The sequence below is a fragment of the Amycolatopsis keratiniphila subsp. keratiniphila genome (genome assembly GCF_001620365.2).
Classification (GTDB): domain Bacteria; phylum Actinomycetota; class Actinomycetes; order Mycobacteriales; family Pseudonocardiaceae; genus Amycolatopsis; species Amycolatopsis keratiniphila.
The window spans coordinates 40,180-61,143 of record NZ_LQMT02000036.1; the positions used below are offsets into that span (position 1 = coordinate 40,180).

The 20,964-nt window shown below is 69.5% G+C and carries 18 protein-coding genes; 7 read left to right on the forward strand and 11 right to left on the reverse strand.

Features of this window, described 5'->3' with window-relative positions:
• Window positions 1-4: 4 nt before the first annotated feature.
• Window positions 5-3,454 carry an indolepyruvate ferredoxin oxidoreductase family protein gene (locus AVR91_RS33195; protein ID WP_063271434.1) on the reverse strand — a complete coding sequence of 1,150 codons (3,450 nt, stop codon included), beginning with the start codon at window positions 3,452-3,454 and terminating at the stop codon, window positions 5-7.
• A 162-nt stretch (window positions 3,455-3,616) separates the two neighbouring features.
• Between AVR91_RS33195 and AVR91_RS33200 the strand changes: the two genes are divergently transcribed.
• The gene (locus tag AVR91_RS33200; RefSeq protein WP_016335124.1) at window positions 3,617-4,081 is read left to right on the forward strand and encodes an Lrp/AsnC family transcriptional regulator; all 465 of its coding nucleotides are present in this window, start codon (window positions 3,617-3,619) and stop codon (window positions 4,079-4,081) included.
• A 199-nt stretch (window positions 4,082-4,280) separates the two neighbouring features.
• Here the strand turns inward: AVR91_RS33200 and AVR91_RS33205 are convergent, their stop codons facing one another.
• A complete protein-coding gene (locus tag AVR91_RS33205) occupies window positions 4,281-5,237 on the reverse strand; it encodes a helix-turn-helix transcriptional regulator (RefSeq protein ID WP_228709409.1) in 957 nt (318 codons plus the stop codon).
• Between the two features lie 57 nt (window positions 5,238-5,294).
• Between AVR91_RS33205 and AVR91_RS33210 the strand changes: the two genes are divergently transcribed.
• Window positions 5,295-7,643: an excinuclease ABC subunit UvrA gene (locus tag AVR91_RS33210; RefSeq protein WP_228709410.1), complete on the forward strand. Its 2,349-nt coding sequence runs from the start codon at window positions 5,295-5,297 to the stop codon at window positions 7,641-7,643.
• 63 nt (window positions 7,644-7,706) lie between these two features.
• Here the strand turns inward: AVR91_RS33210 and AVR91_RS43575 are convergent, their stop codons facing one another.
• The 3 genes from AVR91_RS43575 to AVR91_RS33225 form a co-directional block, all read right to left on the reverse strand.
• Window positions 7,707-8,276: a hypothetical protein gene (locus AVR91_RS43575; protein ID WP_076857492.1), complete on the reverse strand. Its 570-nt coding sequence runs from the start codon at window positions 8,274-8,276 to the stop codon at window positions 7,707-7,709.
• Between the two features lie 43 nt (window positions 8,277-8,319).
• The gene (gene yidC / locus AVR91_RS33220; protein WP_063271430.1) at window positions 8,320-9,096 is read right to left on the reverse strand and encodes a membrane protein insertase YidC; all 777 of its coding nucleotides are present in this window, start codon (window positions 9,094-9,096) and stop codon (window positions 8,320-8,322) included.
• A 68-nt stretch (window positions 9,097-9,164) separates the two neighbouring features.
• The gene (locus tag AVR91_RS33225) at window positions 9,165-9,521 is read right to left on the reverse strand and encodes a DUF6412 domain-containing protein (RefSeq protein ID WP_016335128.1); all 357 of its coding nucleotides are present in this window, start codon (window positions 9,519-9,521) and stop codon (window positions 9,165-9,167) included.
• 63 nt (window positions 9,522-9,584) lie between these two features.
• Between AVR91_RS33225 and AVR91_RS33230 the strand changes: the two genes are divergently transcribed.
• The 3 genes from AVR91_RS33230 (at window position 9,585) to AVR91_RS33240 (ending at window position 13,547) form a co-directional block, all read left to right on the forward strand.
• Window positions 9,585-11,204 carry an ABC-F family ATP-binding cassette domain-containing protein gene (locus AVR91_RS33230; RefSeq protein WP_063271429.1) on the forward strand — a complete coding sequence of 540 codons (1,620 nt, stop codon included), beginning with the start codon at window positions 9,585-9,587 and terminating at the stop codon, window positions 11,202-11,204.
• A 109-nt stretch (window positions 11,205-11,313) separates the two neighbouring features.
• Window positions 11,314-12,327: a YdcF family protein gene (locus tag AVR91_RS33235; protein ID WP_083715501.1), complete on the forward strand. Its 1,014-nt coding sequence runs from the start codon at window positions 11,314-11,316 to the stop codon at window positions 12,325-12,327.
• A 398-nt stretch (window positions 12,328-12,725) separates the two neighbouring features.
• Window positions 12,726-13,547: a class I SAM-dependent methyltransferase gene (locus AVR91_RS33240; protein ID WP_076857493.1), complete on the forward strand. Its 822-nt coding sequence runs from the start codon at window positions 12,726-12,728 to the stop codon at window positions 13,545-13,547.
• 4 nt (window positions 13,548-13,551) lie between these two features.
• Here AVR91_RS33240 and AVR91_RS33245 read toward each other — a convergent pair whose 3' ends face one another.
• Both AVR91_RS33245 and AVR91_RS42985 read right to left on the reverse strand, forming a co-directional pair.
• On the reverse strand, window positions 13,552-15,153 hold the full coding sequence (locus AVR91_RS33245) for an ABC-F family ATP-binding cassette domain-containing protein (protein ID WP_063276664.1): 1,602 nt from the start codon (window positions 15,151-15,153) through the stop codon (window positions 13,552-13,554).
• 85 nt (window positions 15,154-15,238) lie between these two features.
• A complete protein-coding gene (locus tag AVR91_RS42985; RefSeq protein WP_143254189.1) occupies window positions 15,239-15,502 on the reverse strand; it encodes a hypothetical protein in 264 nt (87 codons plus the stop codon).
• A gap of 21 nt (window positions 15,503-15,523) precedes the next feature.
• On the opposite strand from AVR91_RS42985, the gene AVR91_RS33250 reads away from it, so the two are divergent.
• Window positions 15,524-16,327 carry a DUF2382 domain-containing protein gene (locus AVR91_RS33250; protein ID WP_063276665.1) on the forward strand — a complete coding sequence of 268 codons (804 nt, stop codon included), beginning with the start codon at window positions 15,524-15,526 and terminating at the stop codon, window positions 16,325-16,327.
• A gap of 18 nt (window positions 16,328-16,345) precedes the next feature.
• Here AVR91_RS33250 and AVR91_RS33255 read toward each other — a convergent pair whose 3' ends face one another.
• The 3 genes from AVR91_RS33255 to AVR91_RS44005 form a co-directional block, all read right to left on the reverse strand.
• On the reverse strand, window positions 16,346-18,013 hold the full coding sequence (locus AVR91_RS33255) for a serine/threonine-protein kinase (protein ID WP_063276666.1): 1,668 nt from the start codon (window positions 18,011-18,013) through the stop codon (window positions 16,346-16,348).
• Window positions 18,010-18,798 carry a hypothetical protein gene (locus AVR91_RS33260; protein WP_063276667.1) on the reverse strand — a complete coding sequence of 263 codons (789 nt, stop codon included), beginning with the start codon at window positions 18,796-18,798 and terminating at the stop codon, window positions 18,010-18,012. Before AVR91_RS33260 ends, AVR91_RS33255 begins: the two co-directional genes overlap by 4 nt.
• Before the next feature lie 171 nt (window positions 18,799-18,969).
• Window positions 18,970-19,164: a hypothetical protein gene (locus AVR91_RS44005; RefSeq protein ID WP_228709411.1), complete on the reverse strand. Its 195-nt coding sequence runs from the start codon at window positions 19,162-19,164 to the stop codon at window positions 18,970-18,972.
• A gap of 58 nt (window positions 19,165-19,222) precedes the next feature.
• Here AVR91_RS44005 and AVR91_RS44010 point away from each other — a divergent pair, with 58 nt between their 5' ends.
• Window positions 19,223-19,762, forward strand: coding sequence for a hypothetical protein (locus AVR91_RS44010; RefSeq protein WP_228709412.1), 540 nt, complete (start codon window positions 19,223-19,225; stop codon window positions 19,760-19,762).
• Window positions 19,763-19,872: 110 nt separating this feature from the next.
• Here the strand turns inward: AVR91_RS44010 and AVR91_RS33275 are convergent, their stop codons facing one another.
• Window positions 19,873-20,856: a TerC/Alx family metal homeostasis membrane protein gene (locus tag AVR91_RS33275; RefSeq protein WP_063276669.1), complete on the reverse strand. Its 984-nt coding sequence runs from the start codon at window positions 20,854-20,856 to the stop codon at window positions 19,873-19,875.
• Window positions 20,857-20,964: the final 108 nt, after the last annotated feature.

The following is a 20,964-nucleotide window of genomic DNA, read 5'->3' on the forward strand; positions in this document are numbered from 1 at the left end:
CGCGTCAGGTGTTCGCGCCGAGCCGGTCCGCCTGGACGAGATCGGCCAGGAGCGCCGACCGCTCGCGGCGGTAGGCCTCGACGTTCGCCAGTTTGACCTCCTCGTAGCCGCGAACCAGGTCGGGCAGCTCGGCCAAGGCCAGGAGCCTGCCGCGATCGGCGTCCTCGGTGCCGAAAGCGGCGAGGATCGTCTCCCGGTACTGCCCCACGAGTTCCCGCTCCACCTTCCGGACGTGTGCCTTGCCGAACGGGTCCCAGCGGGTGCCGCGCAGCTTCCGCGCGGCGCGCAACGCGACGAACACCGGACGGAACTTAGGGCCCAGCGCGATCTTCCGCTTCATACCCATCGCGCGCAGGAAGGGTGGGTGCAGCCGGTAGGCGTACCGGCTCCCGACGCCGAACTCCGCCTCGATCCCGGCGAGTACGGCGGGATCGAGCGAAAGCCGCGCGACCTCGTATTCGTCCTTGTAGGCCATCAGTTTGTGCAGATTCCGCGCCACCGCTTCGGTGATGGCGGTCGAATCCCCTTCCAGCACCCGGACACGCTCGACGAACTCGGCGTATTCCCTCGCGTAGCGAACGTTCTGGTACCGGACGAGTTCGGGAACGCGGATGTCCAGCAGGCGCGCGAGTTCCGAGCCCGGCTCGGCGTGCACGAGCGCGCGGGCACGCAGGGCGCCCGCCGACGGAGTGGGGCTCGCGGCGACGGCGGGCGGGGCGACCACGGCGTGCAGCGCGCCGGGATCGGCGACGAGTTGCCTGCCGCGCCGGAACGCCTGGAGGTTGCCCGCGACGGCGACCCCGTTGAGTTCGATCGCGCGTTCCACGCTGGCCGCGTCCAGCGGGATGGCGCCGGTCTGGTGCGCCGCGCCGAGCTGGAGGATGTTGGCGAACTGGTCGTCGTCGAACAGGATCTCCGCCAGCTCCCGCGCGTCGAGCGCCACCGTCCGCGCCGCGTTGTCCGAGATCGCCCCGCGCACGGCGGCGGCATCGGGGAAGGACACCGTGGTGTCCACGACCATCCGGCCGGTCGGCACCTCGGTCGTGGAGACCACGGCCGTGGTCCTGCCGGGATCCGTCACCGTCAGATACGCGGGATCCGCGCCGACGAGGACGTCGCAGGCCAGGTAGAGATCGCACTCCCCGGCCGCGAGTTTCGGGGCCTGCGGCGTCGGCTCGGTGGTGATCTTCAGATCCGAGACGACGGCGCCACCCTTCTGCGCGAGCCCGGTCTGGTCCAGTGTCCGGACCTGTTTTCCTTCGAGCACGGCCGCCGTGGCGAGGATCTGCGCGACGGTGACCACGCCGGTCCCGCCGACGCCGGTGATGCGCACGGTGAAGTCGGTGCCGGAGGTCTCGGGGGCGGGCAGTTCGGCCGCGGTGATCTCCCCGGCCTTCCGCCGGTGTTTGCGGCCGGTGGGCACCACGGTCATGAACGAGGGGCAATCCCCCGCCAGGCAGGAGTAGTCCACGTTGCACGACGACTGGTGGATCGCGGTCTTGCGGCCGAATTCGGTGCTCACCGGCTGCACGGACAGGCAGTTCGACTTCTCGCCGCAGTCGCCACAGCCCTCGCACACCCGCTCGTTGATCACGACCTTCGTGGCCGGAGTCTCCAGCTTGCCGCGACGGCGTTTGCGGCGCTTCTCGGCGGCGCATTCCTGGTCGTGGATGAGCACGGTCACCCCGGGAACGCGGGCCAGTTCCTCTTGGGTGCTCAGCAGTTCGTCGCGGTGCCGGACCTCGACGCCGTCCGGCATCCGGACCCCGCGGAGCCGTTTCGGCTCGTCACTGGTGATGACCACCTTCGCGACGCCTTCGACCAGGAGCAGTGACGCCAGCCGGTCCACCGACAGGCCGCCGACGGCGTCCTGCCCGCCGGTCATCGCGACCGTCGCGTTGTAGAGGATCTTGTAGGTGATGTTCACCCCGGCGGCCACCGCCGCCCGCACCGCGAGGCTGCCGGAATGGGTGAACGTGCCGTCACCGATGTTCTGCACGAAATGCGAGGCGTCGACGAACGGCTCCATCCCGAGCCACTGGGCGCCCTCGCCGCCCATCTGGGTCAGGCCGACCACGTCCCCGACCTGTTCCGATTCCATGAACAACGCCATGGCGTGGCAGCCGATACCGCCGCCGACCACCGTGCCCTCGGGCACCTTGGTCGACGAGTTGTGCGGGCAGCCGGAACAGAAATACGGCGTCCTGGTCAGCAACGGTACGGAGATGCGCTCGCGGCGGCGCCGCTGCCGCCACGCGGTCACCGACGGGATCTCGTGGTGCTCGCCCAGCCGGGCGGCCAGCACCCTCGCGATGGCGTCCGGGTCGAGCTCGCCGAGTTCGGTGCACAGGGTGCGGCCGTCCGGGCCGGTCTTGCCGTACACCGGCGGCGCGCCGGCGGTGCCGTACAAGATTTCTTTGACCGCCGATTCGACGAAGGAACGCTTTTCCTCCACCACGACGATCTCGGCGAGGCCGTCGGCGAACCGGCGGACGATCGACGGTTCGAGCGGGTGGATCACACCGAGCTTGAGGATCCGGATCCCGTGCCGGGACAACGCTTCGGTGTCCAGGCCGAGCAACCGCAGCGCCTGCATCAAGTCCAAATAGGACTTTCCGGCGGTGACGATGCCGACGCGGTCCGCCTGCCCTTCCTGGACGATCCTGTTGACCCCGCTCGCGCGCACGTACTCGACGGCCAGCGGCAGGCGTTCGGTGTACAGGCTTCGTTCGAGCGCCATCAACGTGGTGCCGAGCAGCCGGGTGCTGGGCTTGTGCCGGTACTCGGGCAGCGCCAGCTCCGGCGCCGTCCAGGTCGGCCGGACCTGCGCGGTGCTCGCGGCGTCGGCGACGTTCGCCACGAGTTTCATCGACGACCACAGTCCGCTCGCCCTGGACAGCTCCACGGCGTGCAGCCCGAAGTCCAGCACGTCCTGGGAGTCGGACGGGAAGAACACCGGCATGGCCAGATCGGCCAGCGCGAGCTCGGAGGCGCACGGCACCGACGAAGACTTGGCGTTCGGATCGTCGCCGACCAGCGCCACCGCGCCGCCAGCCGGGTCGGTACCCGCGAGATTGGCGTGCCGCAGCGCGTCGGTCGCGCGGTCGAGGCCGGGTGCCTTGCCGTACCAGAACCCGGTGACCCCGCCGCGCGACGAGCCGACCGACGCGGTGAGCTGGCTGCCCATGACCGCGGTCGCGGCGAGCTCCTCGTTCAGGCCGGGACGGTGCACGACGTCGTGCTTCTCGAGCAGGTGGGAGCGGCGGCCGAGCTCGAGGTCGTAGCCTGCCAGCGGCGAACCCTCGTAGCCGGAGACGAACACGGCGGGGGCCGCCCCGGCGGCGCGATCGTGCCGCACCCGGTCGAACAGCATCCGGACCAGGGCCTGGACGCCGCTGAGGTAGACGGTGCCGTCCTCCCGCAGATACCGGTCCTCCAACGTGAACTGCTCCACCAGACCTGCCTCCTTCGGCACCCCCGCGTGACGTCACGACAGGAGACCCGACCGCGCGGGCCGTCGCAACAGGCGGCAGTCTATTGGCACCTGGCACGCAAAAAATCCGGCCCATCTCCACCGCTGGCCGATATCCGTTGCGTCTGCGTACCATCCTGGCTCATGGCGGACCAGCTCATCGACGAGACCGATCGCGAGATCCTCGAACTGCTGCGCGAGGACGCGCGGCGCACCCTTGGCGACATCGGGGCCCGTGTCACGCTGTCCACCGCGGCGGTCAAACGCCGGATCGACCGCATGCAGGAGAACGGCGTCATCGTCGGCTACACCGTCCAGATCGACCACGCCAAACTCGGCTGGGGCATCGAGGCGTTCACCGAACTGCGGTTCACCGGGACCACCAAGGTCGGCGAGATCGTCCGCACCACCACCCGGATGCCCGAGGCCCAGGCGGTGTTCACCATCGCGGGCGACCCGGACGCGCTCGTGTGGCTGCGGGTGCGGGACATGGGCCACCTGCAGCGCACCATCGACGAGATCCGGCGGCATCACCAGGTGACCGGTACGAAGACGCTGATGGTGCTGGACTCCTGGACGCGGGGGCAGCAGTGGCCTCAGCCCTCTTGAGTGGCGAGCGGTAAGTACGTGAAGGCCCCCTTCACTGCGCTAGACGCAGTGAAGGGGGCCTTCACGCGCAGTCGGTGTGACTCCTGGTGCGCGTGGGGCGCACGTGTCGGGCCCTCGTTCCGTGAAGGCCTCCTTGAGGGACCCAGAGTCCCTCAAGGAGGCCTTCACGGACTCGAGCTCGGACTGACAACAGCAGGGCCTATCGGGTGGCGCCCCGCAGCAGCCGCTCCCCCGTCCGCGCGAGGTACTCGCCGAATTCCGCCGGTTCCTCCACCGTGAACCCGATGTCGGTCAGCGTCAGGACGACCGCCAGCCACTCGAAGGAATCGACGTACGCGACATACCGGCACCTGTCGTCCCCAAGAGCCTCGAAACTCCCGTCGACCCGGTGAAGCCGGGCGGCGGCCTCGGCCGCGCCGACCTCCAGGGTCAGCGTGATCCGGACGGATTTCGGGCTGTGAAAGCGTTCCTGAAGATGCGCGGCGACATCCTCGACGGGGAGCGCGCGCGGCTCGAACACCACCTCGGTCATCGACGGCGCGCCGATCCGGTCGAGCCGGAAGCTCCGCCAATCCCGTCTGCCGAGGTCCCAGGCGTAGAGGTACCACCGCGTGCCGAGCTGGACGAGCCGCATCGGCTCGACCGTCCGTGACGACGATCCGTCCTTTCCCGTGTACGCGAACTCGAGGCACCGGCGAGCCGCGATCGCCGCGGCCAGGACGTTCAGGACGCCTTGGGCGACCCGCGGCTGTTCACCGGTCCCGAACTCGACCGCGGCGAGCATTTCGTCGGTCCGCCGCCGCAGTGCCGGCGGCAGGACACGCCGGAGTTTCGCGGCGGCGCGGTCGGCCGATTCGGCGGTCAGGTCCACGCCGGTCCCGCCCGCCGCGGCGAGCCGCAGGCCGAGCACGGTGGCGATCGCCTCGTCGTGTTCCAGCATCAGCGGCGGCAACGCGGTACCCGCGACCAGCCGGTAGTGGCCTCCCGGACCGCGGCTGCTCTCGACGGGATAGCCCAGCCCGCGAAGGTGGTCGATGTCCCGGCGCAGGGTGCGCGGCGGGACTTCCATGGCCGTCGCGAGTTCGGCGGCGGGCCACGCCCGGCCGGACTGCAGGAGCGACAACAGCCGCAGCATCCGTTCCCGTGGTGCCGTCACGACGCCTCCCTATAGTTGTGGCCGTAATCCGGCCACATCTCATCGTAGCCTCGGTTCATGGCGAAAGTTCAAGCTGACCGTGGCCGGTGGATCACCGTGGAAGGAGCCCGCACGCACAACCTCCGCGACATCTCGGTCCGGGTACCGAAGCACCGGCTGACGGTGTTCACCGGCGTGTCGGGGTCCGGGAAGTCGTCGCTCGCGTTCGACACCATCGCGGCCGAAGCCGAGCGCCTGGTCACCGGCACCTATCCCGCCTTCGTCCGGAACCGGCTTCCCCAGCATCCGCCCGCCGACGTCGACCGGATCGACGGACTGGTCTTCACCACGATCGTCGATCAGCGGCGGTTCACCGGCAACGCGCGATCCACCGTGGGCACGGCGAGCGACATCGCGCCGCTGCTGCGCCTGCTGTTCTCCCGCCTCGGAAAGCCGGGCGCCGGGTTCTCGCCCGCCTACTCGTTCAACGACCCGGCCGGGATGTGCCCGCGTTGCGAAGGGCTCGGCTCGGTCGACGACATCGACCTCGACCGGCTGCTCGACCGTTCGCGAAGCCTGCGCGAAGGCGCGGTGCGGTTCCCGACGTTCGCCCCCGGGACCTACCGCTGGAAACGGCTCGTGCATTCCGGGCTGGTCGACCCCGATGTCCCGTTGGGACGGTTGCCGTCGGCGAAGGTCGAGACGCTGCTGCACGCCGAAGCACTCCCCCTCGACGACCCCGGCCCCGATTACCCCAAGCACGGCCTCTTCGACGGCATCGTCCCGCGCCTGCGGGATTCGTACCTGCGCAAGACGCCGTCGCGGCTCACGGCCGAGGAACAGGAGGGGCTCGCCGGAGTCGTCACCCGCGGCGTCTGCCCGGAGTGCGCGGGAACCCGCCTTTCCGAGGCGGCACGCGGAAGCCTGATCGACGGGCGATCCATCGCCGACTGGTCCGCCATGCCGGTCGGCGAGCTGCGCGACGTCGTTTCGGCCGTGCGCGATCCGTCGGTCGCGCCGCTGTCGCAGGCGATCCGCGAACGCCTCGACGCGCTGGATTCCGTCGGACTCGGCTACCTCAGCCTGTCCCGGGAGTCGAGGACGTTGTCGGGCGGCGAAGCGCAGCGCGTCAAGATCGTCCGCCATCTCGGGAGCGCGCTCAGCGACGTCTGCTACGTGTTCGACGAGCCCAGCACCGGCCTGCATCCACACGACGTGCACCGCCTTCTCGAACTGCTGGCCAGGCTCCGCGACGCGCACAACACGATCCTGGTCGTCGAACACCATCCCGCGGTCATCGCGGCCGCCGACCACGTCATCGATCTCGGCCCCGCCGGCGGTGAAGGCGGCGGGCGCATCCAGTTCGAGGGCGCCCCCGGCGAACTCGTCACGGCCGGCACCGAGACCGGGCGGCTCCTCGGTGCCCCGCTTCGCTTCCGGGAGCGGACCCGCGTCGCGCGAGGCGCCGTGACCATCTCCGGCGCCACCAGCCACAACCTCCGCGACGTCACCGTCGACGTTCCGCTCGGCGTCCTGACCGTCGTCTCGGGAGTCGCCGGCTCCGGCAAGAGCACCCTGATCGCCGGCGAACTTCCCCGGCGGCATCCCGATTTCGTCGTCGTCGAACAGGCGCCGCTGCGCGGTGGCATCCGGTCGACACCCGCCACGGTGCTCGGCATCGCCGAACCCATCCGCGAAACCTTCGGGAAGGCCACCGGAAAACATCCGTCGTGGTTCAGCGCCAACGGCCGCGGGGCGTGCCCGGTCTGCAAGGGAAAGGGCGTCATCATCACCGACCTGGCGTTCCTCGACGACGTCCAGACCGCTTGTGACGCCTGCGGCGGCACCCGGTTCAACCCGGACGCGCTCGCCGCGCGCCTGCACGGCCGGACCATCGCCGACGTACTGGCGATGAACCCGGCGGACGCCGCCGCCCTGTTCGGTGAACGCTCTCCCATCGGGCGACGGTCGCGCTGGCTGCACCGGGTCGGGCTCGGCTACCTGACGATCGGGCAGAGCCTCGACACCTTGTCGGGCGGGGAAAGGCAACGGCTGCTGCTCGCCCGGCACCTCGCCGACGCCGGCCCCGCGCACGAACTGCGCCTGATCCTCGACGAACCCACGGCCGGGCTGCACGGCAGCGACGTCGACCGGTTGCTCGCGCTCTTCGACGAACTCGTCGACGGCGGCGCGACCCTCGTGCTGATCGAACACGACCAGCGGGTGATCGCGCACGCCGACCATGTCATCGACATCGGGCCGGGCGCGGGTGCCGAAGGCGGGACGGTGGTGTTCGAAGGCACGCCATCGGCGTTGGCCGAGGATCCCGTGTCGGTCACCGGACGTCATCTGCGAACGCGTTCCCGGCGCCGGACGGCGCCGGGAACACCCACCCGCCCGGGAACAGTTCCCGGGCGAGCGCGATGATTCCCCATCGGGCTTTGCCCGACACGCCGGTACCGAACAGTTCTTGGCCCTGGTTCGCGTGATCTAGCCGACAAGTTCGCAGGTTTTCTCGGCCTTCATCGCCTGATCGAGCCCCGGCACGTCGCCGGACTTGATCCCGGGCACATGTGTGACCAGGTCGATCCCGATCACGTCGAGGGACGCCTTGGCGTATTCGACCCCGCCTCGCGGCAGCAACGTGCGGGACTTGGTCACGTCCCCGTGGAGCTTCCGGTAGAACGCCAGCTCGCCGGCGGCCAGCTTGGTGGCGTCCTGAGCCGGCGGGGCGACCTGTGGGAGCTTCTCCAGCCCTGATATCGCCGTGGTCAGCGCGGTGTCCAGCTTCTTCAGCGAGTCCGCCGCCTTGGGCAGATCCGCCTCCGTCTTGATGTCGTATCCCTTGACCATGGTGTAGACGATGAACCGCATGTCCTTGACCGCGCCGCAGTATCCGCCCGCCCAGGAGACCAGCGCGGGATCCGGGCCGGTCGGCGAAGGGGGTGCCGGCGGCGGTGCGGGCGCGGGTTCCGGCGGGTTCGAACCGCAGCCCGCGAGCAGGCAGCCGACGGCCAGCGCCACGGTCACTCGAAGGCGCATCGCCGTCTGGCTCTTCATCCGGCAGAGCGTAAAGCCTTCGGATGGGACCGGTCCCGGCCGGTCAGCGGCCTGCCTCCTCCCGGTCGACGACCTTGGTGAGGAAGTGCTGCTGCCCCAGTGTCCACACGTTGGTGGCCAGGAAGTACAGCAGCACCCCGATCGGCACCGGGAAGAACGCCCCCGACACCAGCATGCCGACCGGCGCCAGGTACATCATCAGCCTGGTGATCCCGGCCGACTCGGGAGAGGCCTGCCGCGCGAGTCCCGACCGCATCGACAAGAACGTGGCCAGGCTCGCGATCAGCATCAGCGGCACCCCGACGGCGATCATGTGGACGTGGTCCGTGCCGAACGCGGCCAGTTCCGCCGCGGGTTGCGAAAGCCAGTTGCCGAGCTTCGCGCCGAACAGGTCGGCGTTCAAGAACGACCGCACACCGGCGTGGTCGAAAACGTGGTTCGAAACGGCTCCCGGGGTGAAATCGCGCAGGACCCAGTACAGCGACAGGAACACCGGAAGCTGGATCAGCGCCGGCAGACAGCCGCCCAGCGGGTTGGAGCCGGTTTCGGCGTGCAGTTTTTGGATTTCTTTCGCCATCCGCTGGCGGTCTTTGCCGTACTTCTCCTTGATCCGCCGCATCTCCGGGGCGAGCGCCTGTATACGGCGACCCGCGCGCAACGCGCTGAGCGCGGGTTTGACCAGCAGGAGGCGCAGGGTGAAGACGAGGAACACGATGGCCAGCACCCAGGCGATGCCCGAGTCGGGGCTCGACACGGCACCGAAGACCTTGTGCCAGAACCAGAGAATGGCGGAAACGGGGTACAGGAAGACATCGAACATGACCAGGTCACTCCGTCGGTCGAAGGTATGCGGGCAGGAGTGACTGCCTCACCTTCGAACGAGAAAGGTCAGGCAGTCGCGATGCCCGGTGACGGAGCCCTTGGCCGGACGCGGCCGCGCGCGTCGGGGTCGCGCAGGCTCAGGAACAGCTGCGCGCGTTCGCGCAGGCTGATGGCACGCACCCGCATCGCGGCGGCCGCCGGTTCCAGGCGGAAATGCACCGCGAGCGCGAGCAGGACGGCGGCGAGGGACGCGGTCAGGGCGGCGGCCAGCCCGAGCGGGTTGGCGACCGCCACCGACGCCGTCAGCGCGGTGGCCAGGCTCAGCGGGTTGATCCCGCCGACGACCGGGAGCACGACGAACAACTCGGGCAGGAACAGCGCAAGCATCAGCTTGAGCCGCACGCCGAAGTAGGTTCGCTCCACGTCACCGACATTACCGGAGATATTGCGTTGCGTGATTTCCGAGCGCACGGGCAGTCTGTCGCCATGGGTCATGTGGAGGTCGCGCACGTCGAGTACCACCTGCCCGACGGACGGCTGCTTCTCGACGATGTCTCGTTCCGGGTCGGGGAGGGCGGTGTCTGCGCGCTCGTCGGCGCCAACGGGGCGGGCAAGACGACGTTGCTGCGGTTGATCTCGGGGGAACTCTCCCCCAGCGCGGGCTCCGTGACCATCAGCGGCGGGCTCGGGGTGATGCCCCAGTTCGTCGGGTCGGTGCGCGACGAACGGACCGTGCGGGATCTGCTCGTCTCGGTGTCGCCGGACGCGCTCCGCGCCGCCGCGCGTGCCGTCGACGAGACCGAACTCGCCTTGATGGAACGCGACGACGAGGCGAACCAGATGGCGTACGCACAGGCGCTCGGCGACTGGGGCGACGCACGCGGCTACGAAGCCGAAGTCGTGTGGGACAAGTGCACGACGGCGGCACTGAACCTACCGTACGAGAAGGCGCGCTGGCGCGAAGTGCGCACGCTGTCCGGCGGCGAACAGAAACGGCTGGTGCTGGAGGCGCTGCTCCTCGGCGGGGCCGGCGTCCTCCTGCTCGACGAGCCGGACAACTACCTCGACGTCCCCGGCAAGCAGTGGCTGGAGGAACGGCTGCGCGAGACCCAGAAGACCGTGCTGTTCGTTTCGCACGACCGGGAACTCCTCGCGCGGGCGGCGAAGAAGATCATCAGCGTCGAACCCGGGCCCGCCGGTGGTGACGTCTGGGTGCACGGCGGCGGCTTCGACACCTATCACCAGGCGCGTGCGGAAAGGTTCGAACGCTTCGAGGAACTCCGCCGCCGGTGGGACGAAAAGCACGCCCAGCTCAAGAAACTCGTCGCCGACATGCGCCAGTACGCCGCGCGCAGCGACGAGATGGCCTCGCGCTACCACGCCGCGCAGACGCGGCTGCGTAAATTCGAGGAGGCCGGGGCGCCCGCCGCTCCCCCGCGCGAACAGAAGATCACCATGCGCCTGCGCGGCGGCCGGACCGGGGTTCGCGCCGTCACCTGCGCGGGGCTCGAACTCAGCGGCCTGATGAAACCCTTCGATCTGGAGGTCTTCTACGGCGAGCGGGTCGCGGTGCTCGGCTCGAACGGCTCCGGCAAATCGCATTTCCTTCGGCTGCTGGCGGGTGAGGACGTCGCGCACGATGGACAGTGGAAGCTCGGCGCCCGCGTCGTCCCCGGTCACTTCGCGCAGACGCACGCCCACCCCGAACTGCTCGGGCAGACGCTCGTCGACATCCTCTGGACCGGCTACGCCCGAAGCCGCGGGCCCGCGATGAACATCCTGCGCCGCTACGAACTCGACGGGCAGGGCGACCAGCGGTTCGAGAAGCTGTCCGGCGGCCAGCAGGCGCGGTTCCAGATCCTGCTGCTGGAGATCGGCGGCGCCACCATCCTGCTGCTCGACGAACCGACCGACAACCTCGACCTCGCTTCGGCGGAAGCACTGCAACAGGCGCTGGAAGCCTACGAAGGCACCACTGTCGCGGTGACGCACGACCGCTGGTTCGCGCGCTCCTTCGATCGGTACCTCGTGTTCGGCTCGGACGGGCAGGTGCGGGAAACGACGGAACCGGTGTGGGACGAGCGTCCGGTGCAACGCGCGCGGTGACCCTCTCGGGTCAGTAAGGGCGACACACCAACGGGAGGTGCCTTCGGCGGCTCTGTCGTGTGCTTGAATGCCGCCGCCCGCCCGCATCGTCCCAAGGCTGGAGTTCCCCGTGGAGGCCGCTGCCATCCCCTTCGCCATCGCGGCCCTGTGCTGCGCGGCGTTCCTGGTGAGCTTCCTGCGCGACCGGCGCAAGTTGCGGAACGGTTTCTACCTGTTCTTCGCGCTGCTCTTCCTCGGCGTGACGTTCATCGCGCTGCTCGCCTCGGTTTCTCCCGAAGCGGCGGGTTTCGTCGCGGTCGGCGTGATCCTGCTGATCATCCCGACGGTCCTCGCGCTGACCGTCTTCCTGATCTGCAACGGGATCACCATGCTCCGCCGGGAGGGGCGCAGGCTGGCCAACGTCCTTTCGCTGCTGACGGGGATCGGCATCTGCGCGCTGATCGTCTTCAACGCGACGGTCACGCAGCTGGCTTGGGAACCCCTCGACATCGTGCGGGGGATCCTGAACGGACTCGTCGTCTACTTCTCGTTCCTATTCGTGTGTTTCCTCCTGTACTCGATCGTCTACGGCCGCATCCGCACCGAGAAGGGCGTGGACTTCGTGGTGGTGCTGGGCTCGGGGCTGCTGGACGGTCACCGGGTCCCGCCGCTGCTGGCCGGCCGCCTGGACCGCGCCCGGCGCGTACTCGACGCCGAAGCCCGCCGCGGCGGGGAACCGATGGTGGTCACCTCGGGTGGGCAGGGCCCCGACGAGGACCTGCCCGAGTCCCACGCCATGGCCGGGCATCTGGCCGGAAACGGGGTACCGAGGGAGCGGATCCTGCTCGAAGACCGGTCGCGGACGACCTTCGAGAACCTCACCTTCAGCGCCGAGATCATGCGGCAGCGGAAGGCGGACTATCGCTGCACGGTCGTCACGAACAACTTCCACGTACTCCGCGCCGCCCTCATCGCCCGGCGCGCCAAGGTGAACGGCCAGGTCATCGGGTCGCCGACGGCTTGGTATTTCTGGCCGAGCGCCACGATTCGCGAGTTCGTCGCGATCGTGGTGGAGCACAAGTACAAGAACCTGGTGGTGTGCGGGCTCATCGTGCTCTCGCAGGTTTCCCGCGCCTTCTCGTGAGCGGCAGACCGGTGCCTGTCTACCTGTCCTGCCATCCAAGCCGGGCTGTCGACTGGCGTGTTGCGAAAGCCACTTTCGCAACGTTGAAGGTTGCGAAAGTGGCTTTCGCAACGTTTCCCGCGCCTTCTCGGGAGACCGCACTCACGTGATCGAAGCCGTAACTCGCGTGATTGAAGGCGGAACACGCGAGTGCGGCCTCCAATCACGTGAGTCACGTCCCTAGTCACGCGAGTGACGGCCCTGATCACGCGAGTCACGCCTTCGCGCACGCCGCGACTGTGCGCCAAGTCCGGATTTTGACACCCCCGGCCGAATTCCCGCCGCCCCTACTCAAGCCCGCATGACAAATCCCGTCATCCGTTTGACAACAGCGTTTTCACCAGGCCATCGTCCTGCGCATGAGCGCTTACACCCGGCAGGCGATGGCGCGGCTGTTCGACCGGACGGCGGAGACGTACGACGCGCTCGGCGTCGACTTCTTCGGCGTGTTCGCCGAAGAACTACTCGACCGGGTCGCGCTCGTCCCCGGTGAGCGGGTGCTGGACGTCGGCTGCGGCCGGGGCGCGGTGCTGTTCCCGGCGGCCGAGCGGGTCGGCGCGAGCGGATCGGCGCTAGGGATCGACCTGTCCGCGGAGATGGTCGAGCGCACCGCGAGAGACGTCAAGGCTCGCGGCGCGAACGCCTCGGTTTCCCTTATGGACGCCCAAGAACCGACCCTGCCCGACGCCGCCTTCGACGTGGTCCTCGCGTCGTTCGTGGTCTTCTTCCTGCCCGACCCGGTCGCCGGGCTGCGGTCTTGGCATCGCCTCCTCGCACCCGGCGGCCGGCTGGGCGTGACCACCTTCGGCGCCGACGATCCGCGATGGGCCGCCGTGCGTGAGGTGTTCAAACCGTTCGTACCGCCGGAGCTGGCCTGGACACTCGCCATCAGGTCGGGGCTCTTCGCCACCTTCGAGGGTTTCGGCCAGGCCGTGGAATCGGCGGGCTTCACCGGTGTCACGTCCGTGGAACGCGTCTATCCGGTGAAGTTCGCCGACCCCGCGCACTGGATCACCTGGTCCTGGTCGCACGGCCAGCGGATGTTCTGGGAGCTGATCCCGGAAGACCGGCTCGACGCCGTGCGCCGGGCCGTGCTCGCGGAGCTCCAAGCGCTCCGCGAGCCCGACGGGAGTGTGGTGCTGGCGCAGACCGTGCGCTACACCCTCGCCAACCGCGAGTGACGGTTCACAACGCGAGCCTCGGCCAGGACGCCGTGTCCCGGGAAAGCTGCCGGTCGTGCGTCGCGATCACCACCGCGGCCGGTGTCGTCCCGAGCGCGGTGGTCAGCTCGTCGACGAGCGCGGCGGACAGGTGGTTGGTCGGTTCGTCCAGCAGCACGACGTGCGGGCGAGCGGCCAGCACGAGCGCCAGGTCCAACCGCCGCCGGGCGCCGACCGACAACTCCTCCACCGGCCGGTGCCGGTCGTAACCGGCGAGCAGGCCCAGTTCACCCAGCCCCGGGCCGGAGATCCCCGTCCTGGCGAGCCGTTCGTCGTACAGCTCCATCGCCGTCCGCCTGCCCGGCAGGTCGGATTCCTGTCCCAGCCGCCCGATCCGCGCCGACCGCGAGCGGGTGACCGTGCCCGTGTCCGGCTCCAGTTCCCCGGCCAGCACGCTCAGGAGCGTCGACTTGCCCGCTCCGTTGGGACCGGTGACCACCAGCCGATCGCCGCTTTCCAGCGCGACGTCGACCGGACGCGCGAGCCGCCCGGCCACCGTGATCCCGGTGGCATGGAGCAGGACCGCGCCTCCGTGTGACGGCAGTTCGGGCATGGAGAACCGGGCGGGCGGCGGCGGGACGGCCACCACGTGCCCCTCCAGCTCTTCCTGCCGCCGGTGGACCGCGCGGACCAGCCCGGGCGCGCGGGTGGCACGCATATGCCTGCCGGTGCCCTTGGGCGGGCGCCAGTTGTCCCGCAACCGGTTCCGGGCGGCGGACAGATCGTCGGCCAGCCGTTGCCGCTCGGCGATCTGCTCGGCGTGCTCGGCTTCCCAGCGGGCACGTTCGGCATGGCGTGCCTCGACGTAACCCGCGTATCCACCGCCGTAGACGCGCGGCCTGCCGTCGCTCGACGGATCGAGGTCGATCACCGTGGTGGCGACGTCCGCGAGCAACGCCCGGTCGTGGCTGACCAGGACGACCACACCCGGATGCGCGCGCAACCGCTCGGTGAGGTGGTCGAGGCCCGCCGCGTCGAGATGGTTCGTCGGCTCGTCGAGCAGCAGGACCGGATGCCCGGCGCCGAGCAGGCAGGCCAGCCGGACCCGGTGGCGCTGCCCGACCGAGAGTGTCCCGAGTGGACGGTCACGGTCGTCCACGGCGTTCAAAGCCGCCAACGACACTTCGACGCGCCTGTCGGCGTCCCACGCGTCGAGGGCTTCGGCCTGTTCCAGCGCGGCGGCGAAAGCCTCGTCCGCGCCCGGAAGACCGTCGCTGAGCGCCTCCGTGGCGGCCTCGAGGCGAGCCAGCGCATCGCGGACGGCGGCCAGTTCGAGGTCGATCAGCGCGCCGACGGTGTCGGTCGGGCCGAGCGGGATCTGCTGATCGGCGACGCCGACCGAACCCGAGCGGTGCACCTCGCCGCGATCGGCGGGCAGGTCGCCGGCGAGCACCCGGAGCAGGGTGGTCTTGCCGCGACCGTTCTCCCCGACGATGGCGACGCGGTCCCCGGCCGCGGCGACGAGATCGACGCCGGAGAGCACGGGCCGTCCCCCGAAGGAGAGGTGGACGCCGGACAGGCGGACGTGCGCCGCGCGCACAGGCGCGGGCGAAAGAGGGGAATGCATGAAGGAACTGCCTCCGGTGAAGGTGATGAGCAGGAAGAACGAACTCCGGTACCGCGGCTCGCGGTACCGGTGGAGGCGTCGTTCCTCAGAGGAACAGCAGTTGCTGCATCACGCTCACGAGGGTAGGACACGGCCGGAAGGCCTCGCATCCGATTTTCGGAATCACACCTTCGCGCCATCCCCCAGGCGTGCCCGCCACCACCCGGACACCCGCTTCGACCTGCGGCAAGGCTTCGTTCCTAGCCCGCGAACAGCGCTTCAAACCACCACTTTCCGGGGTCACCCACAGGTGCACCACGACGGTTGCCATGATCACCGGTCCGGCCGACGGTGGGCTTCTCAGCAGCATCTTTCGAGAGGAGCAGGACCGATGGCGAAGACCATGCAGCCGCAGGAACTCATCGACAGTGCCGTGGTCGACCCGACCGGCAACAAGCTCGGGAAGGTGGGCAACGTCTACCTCGCCGACGCGACGCGCCAGCCGGAATGGATCACCGTCAAAACGGGCCTGTTCGGCACCAAGGAGAGTTTCGTCCCGCTCTCGGGAGCGCATACGGACAAGGAAGGCGTGCACGTCCGTGTCGACAAGGACGCGGTCACCGACGCGCCCCGTATCGAGGCCGACGGCCACCTGTCCGCGGAGGAGAGCGCGCAGCTGTACCGGCATTACGGGCTGCCGATGCCGCGGACTTCGCCGGACGGCCGGATGGACGACCGGGCACAGGGCCGGGGCGACACCGGTCGAGGCAAGGCCGGTATGGACCCGGGCACACATGCGGACACCGGCAGGCGGGATCGGGACACCGATCCCGCCATGACGCGCTCCGAGGAACGGCTGAACGTCGGCACCGAGCAGGTCGAGACCGGCCATGTCCGGCTGCGCAAGTACGTCGTCACCGAAGAGCAGCAGGTCACCGTTCCGGTCAGCCACGAGGAGGTCCGGATCGAGCGGGAACCGATCACGAAGCCGGGCGGCGAGCGGGCCGAGATCGCCGAGGACGAACAGGAAGTCGTGCTGCACGCCGAGAAACCGGTGGTGGACAAGGAAACCGTCGCGGTCGAGCGGGCGAGGCTCAAGACCGAGACCGTCACCGAGGATCAGACGATCTCCGGCAAGGTGCGCAAGGAACAGTTCGAGGTCACCGACGACGAGGGCAAGCACCGCAAGTCGTGACCCGCGACGGTCCAGGCGTCAGCGTGCGCGCCGGACGCGGGCGGCCGCGACCACGAAACCGGTCGCCACGGCACCCGCGATCGAGCAACCGACGCCGAACTGGACCGCGGGCTCGTGCAGTCTCAGCACCGAGACGCACAGCCACGCCGTCGCGCCGAACAGCAGGCCGAGCACCGGCCCGCCGGCGAGCGCGCCCCGCCAGCGGTGTCCGTTCCGGATGGTGCGAAGCCCGGATTCCAGGTACGCCAAGGCGAACAGGGCGAGGATCAGGCTGCCCGCGCCGAGCGCGCTCGCGAGCGGATGCTGTTCGGTGACGACGGTGAAGGTCCGCGGGACACCGTCCGCGGTCAGGGTCGCGGTGACGGCGCCGCCGGCGATCCACCGGGTGAGTCCGGGGAAGGCGAGATCGGCGCGGAAGCCCTCGCCCTCGGGTTTCGGTACCGCCGACGCGGAACCGAGCGGGATCCCGGCGGCGGAAAGGGCGAGGGTGACCTGCCCCGGGTTCCCCTCCCCGGTCACCGCGAACGTCTTGCTGAGGTCGAGGGATGCCGACGAGGCCGCGACGCCGTCGATCTTCAGCGTCGTGGCCTCGTGCGAAAGCCGCTCCGGCGTGAGCAGGGTGAGCACCACGAGCACGATCGCGGCGGCCACCGCGGCGAGCCGGAACCAGAGCACCGTGCCGGAGCGTTTCCGCGGCTCGAGATCCGCGCGGGTCGCCGACACCGTCGGATCCGGTGCGGGACGGCGGACCGGCCGGGTCGGGCCGTCACCGGCAGGCGCCGGTGCGCCGATCGCGGAGATCACCCTCGGGGTGAGGTGCCGGACGGGCACGCGGGAGCGTTCGAGCCAGCCCGGCCCGTACACGGCGGTGGCGGCGGAGGCGAGGTCGGCGGCGAAGGTCTCCGCGTCGCGGTACCGGGAGTCGAGTTCGCGCGAGAGACTGCGCATCACGACCCCGGCGAGCGGCGACGGCACACCGTCGATCGGACGCGGATCGGTGAACATGTGCTGGCGCATCATGCTGATCGCGCCCCGGGTGTTGTCGAACGGCAGCTTCCCGGACAGCAGTTCGTAGAGCACCGTGCCCGCCGAGTAGACGTCCGCCGCCGGGCTCAGCGCGTTGCCCATCGCCTGCTCGGGCGCGATGTAGGCGGGTGTGCCGAGGACTTCGCCGCCGTGCGTGACGAGGGTGGCGCCCTCGCTGATCACCTTCGCGATACCGAAGTCGGCCACCTTCATCACGCCTTGTGCGGTGAAGAGCAGGTTCTTCGGTTTGACGTCGAGATGCAGCACGCCCGCTTCGTGCGCCGCGTGGAGCCCGGCGAGCATCGCCAGCCCGATCGCGCAGGCCTGTTCCCCGCCGATCTCACCACTGTGGAACCGGCTGTGCACCGTGCCGCCGTCGAGGCGTTCCATCACCATCAGATGTTCACGGCCGGTGCGCACGTAGTCGTACACCGGCACGATATGCGGATGGTCGAGGCTGGCCAGCACCCGGGCTTCGCGGTCGAAGAGTTCGCTGCTGACGGCGTGGTTCAGCACGTCCCACGGCAGTTGCTTGATGGCGACGTCGCGGCGCAGCGAACGGTGGACGCCGGCGAAGACGACCCCCATCCCGCCCTGGCCGATCGCGGCCCCGATCTCGTACTGCGGTAGCGCGGCGACGACCTCGGCGGGTGCGCTCATCGGTTGAATTCCTTGGTGGCGTCGGGAAAGCGGACCGTCTCGTCGCCACCGGGGCCCGGCGCGGGATGCGGGGTCAGGTAGCCGAGCAGGAAGGCGATCACGGCGGCGCCGAGGACCACCGGGATCTCGATCGCCGGCTCCGGCGGGACGAGTCGCAGCACCGACAGCGAGACGACGGCGACGAGCCCGGTGCCGAATCCGGCGGGCAGGAAACGCAGGCCGCGCCGCCACCGGTTGGCGGGAAGGCGGTGACGGGCCAGCGCGAGCAGGGCGGTCAGCCACGCCAGCACGGTGAGCACGAGCATCGCGAGCCCGAAAGCGCCGTAAACGGACCAGAAGGACCCGCGGATGTCCGCGACGGTGGTCGCCTCGCCGAGCGTGCCGCGCTGGGCGTCGAGCAGTTCGACCGTCGACGGGAGCAGCCCGATCGCTTGACCGGACAGATCCGCCATGTCCAGCACGAAGGTCCGGGTGACGCGGCTGTGCGCGGGGACCTCGAACGGTGCCGTGGTGTCGTAGGCGAAGAAGGTCAAGGCCAGCGCCACGCCGGACACCCGCACGCTGCGGACCTTGAGAGCGGTCCCTCCGCTGTTGGTGGCCGTGACGGTGAGTTCGACCTGTTTCGCCGGGTCGATCATGACCGTGGCGTTGGCGATCGGCCGGTCGTCGAGAGTGACCGCCAGGTCGAGCTTGCCACGGGCGACATCGTCCGCACCGGCCGGTGGTGCGCCCAAGAGGACCGCGCACAGCCCCAACGCAACCCCTGCCGCGATGACACGTCCCATTTTGCGCATCCCCTGTTTTCCTCGGCCGACTGGTCCGGAATGCTACAGCGAGTACTTACCGGAGAGGGACGTCCCAATGCGTATCGTGGTTCGCCTGATATTCGGCACCGTGACCGGGTTGTTGTTCCTGCTTTCCCAGGTGGGAACGGGAAACGCGCAGCAGTCCCCGTATCAGTCCACGGTTGGTTTGAAACCTTCGAGCGGACCCGCCGGGAGTTCTTTCACCATTTCCTGGAATTTCTCTCCGTGCAAAGGACCTATTTCTTTCACGTGGGACGGAACGGCCGTCACATCGGTCAGCGCCCCCAGCGGACAGGTCGGGACGACGGTGCCTGGCAACGCGGCGCCCGGCAGCCACACGGTCACGGGCACCTGCACGAACGCGCGGACCGGCCAGCCCTTGACCGGGAGTGCGGCCTTCCGCGTGACCGGGACCGTGACCACGGCGCCGCCGACGACGAAGGTGCCTCCGACGACCAAGCCGTCGGTCCCGGTGGCCACCCCGACCAGACCGGGAAGGACCACCACCCCGGTCACCACGACGACGCCACCCACCACGACGCCACCGTCCATAACGGACACTCCCCCGCCGCCGACGGACATCCCGTCGACGAGCAGCACCCCGCCGGGCCCGAACGACCTGATCCTCGACCGGCCGAGTGTGCAGCCCGGCGACGCGTTGTCCGCGACCGGCAAGGGCTGCACACCCGGCGAACGCGTCACGCTGACGTCGGACGGCGAACGCGTCGGCGGCGCCTACGCCGACGGCACCGGAGCCTTCACCGCGGCCGTCGAGTTCACGCGGATCGAGGCGGGCAGGCACACCGTCGTCGCGGATTGCGGTGTGCGGCTGACCGGCGCCGTCGAACAGGTCGTGACCAGTTCATCCGGCGGGCACAGTGGCACCCTGGTGGTGCTGGTGTTCTTCGTGCTGGCCGGGATCACCGTGATCCGCTTTCCCTGAGCTCAGCGCGGTGGCCGCATCGCCGCGAAGACCAGGAGCAACGCGGCCAGGAAGAGGGCGGCGACCGTCAGATCGATCAGGAAACCGACGACCAGTTCGGTGATCATCGCTCACTCCCGTGCCGCCCGCGCGGCTTCACGACGGCGCGCGTACAGGCTGGTGAACGACACCGTGACGAGGACCGCGACGATCACGCCCAGCGAGGCCGGGGTCGGGACCTGCGGCACCGACGGCCAGATCCCGTGTGCCCAGTGCAGCACCAGCTTCACCCCGATGAAGGCGAGGATGATCGCGAGACCGTGGTTCAGGTGGACCAGCTTCGCGAGCGCCGAGTGGAGCACGAAGTACAAGGCGCGCAAGCCCATCAGGGCGAAGGCGTTGGTGGCGAACACGAGGTACGGGTCTTCGGTGATGCCGTACACCGCGGGCACGGAATCGACCGCGAACACCACGTCGGTCGCGAAGACCGCGACGACCACGACCGCCAGCGGGGTGAGCGCGCGGCGTCCGTGTTCACGCACGGTCAGCCTGGTGCCGCGGTAGTCGTCCGTGACCGGCATCAGCCTGCGCAGCAACCGGACCGACCGCAGCTGCGAAAGATCCATTTCGCTTTGACCGCCGGACATGGCCTCGCGCAGGATCTTGATCGCCGAGACGAACAGGATCACGCCGAAGACGAGGAACGCCCAGGTTCCCGCCGACAGCATCGCGGCACCGGCCGCGATGAACACGCCGCGGAGCAGCAGCGCGCCCACGATGCCGTACAGCAGCACACGTTGCTGCACCTCGGACGGCACCGCGAAGGCGGCGAGCAAGAGCATGAAGACGAACAGGTTGTCGACCGACAGGGATTTCTCGACGACGAACCCCGTCATGAACTCGAGCGCCTGACCGCCGCCGAACTCGAGCCACAACCAAAGCCCGAACACCACCGGAAGCGCGAGGTAGAAGGCCGACCAGCCGGCGGCCTCCCGCATCGACACCTCGTGGGGGCGCCGGGTCACCGCGAAATCGGCGACGAGCAGTGCCAGCAGGACGGCGATGCTGATCGCCCACAACCCCGGTGATCCCACGGTTGCCACGGACTCGGGCATGAAGCCTCCTCGAACTCGAAGTTCGAGGTCTCCTTCACCCCGGCGGGGCGGCCTCCCGGGGACACCGGCGGGATGTCCGTACTGACCGGGCAAGCTCTTGGGAAGTAC

Bases quoted from the DNA above. Each gene is read 5' to 3' on its own strand.
- AVR91_RS33200 (WP_016335124.1), top strand. From the start codon at position 3,617: ATGGCGGACCAGCTCATCGACGAGACCGATCGCGAGATCCTCGAACTG.
- AVR91_RS33210 (WP_228709410.1), top strand. From the start codon at position 5,295: ATGGCGAAAGTTCAAGCTGACCGTGGCCGGTGGATCACCGTGGAAGGA.
- AVR91_RS43575 (WP_076857492.1), bottom strand. From the start codon at position 8,276: ATGAAGAGCCAGACGGCGATGCGCCTTCGAGTGACCGTGGCGCTGGCC.
- yidC (WP_063271430.1), bottom strand. From the start codon at position 9,096: ATGTTCGATGTCTTCCTGTACCCCGTTTCCGCCATTCTCTGGTTCTGG.
- AVR91_RS33230 (WP_063271429.1), top strand. From the start codon at position 9,585: ATGGGTCATGTGGAGGTCGCGCACGTCGAGTACCACCTGCCCGACGGA.
- AVR91_RS33240 (WP_076857493.1), top strand. From the start codon at position 12,726: ATGAGCGCTTACACCCGGCAGGCGATGGCGCGGCTGTTCGACCGGACG.
- AVR91_RS33245 (WP_063276664.1), bottom strand. From the start codon at position 15,153: ATGCATTCCCCTCTTTCGCCCGCGCCTGTGCGCGCGGCGCACGTCCGC.
- AVR91_RS42985 (WP_143254189.1), bottom strand. From the start codon at position 15,502: ATGCTGCTGAGAAGCCCACCGTCGGCCGGACCGGTGATCATGGCAACC.
- AVR91_RS33250 (WP_063276665.1), top strand. From the start codon at position 15,524: ATGGCGAAGACCATGCAGCCGCAGGAACTCATCGACAGTGCCGTGGTC.
- AVR91_RS33255 (WP_063276666.1), bottom strand. From the start codon at position 18,013: ATGAGCGCACCCGCCGAGGTCGTCGCCGCGCTACCGCAGTACGAGATC.
- AVR91_RS33260 (WP_063276667.1), bottom strand. From the start codon at position 18,798: ATGGGACGTGTCATCGCGGCAGGGGTTGCGTTGGGGCTGTGCGCGGTC.
- AVR91_RS33275 (WP_063276669.1), bottom strand. From the start codon at position 20,856: ATGCCCGAGTCCGTGGCAACCGTGGGATCACCGGGGTTGTGGGCGATC.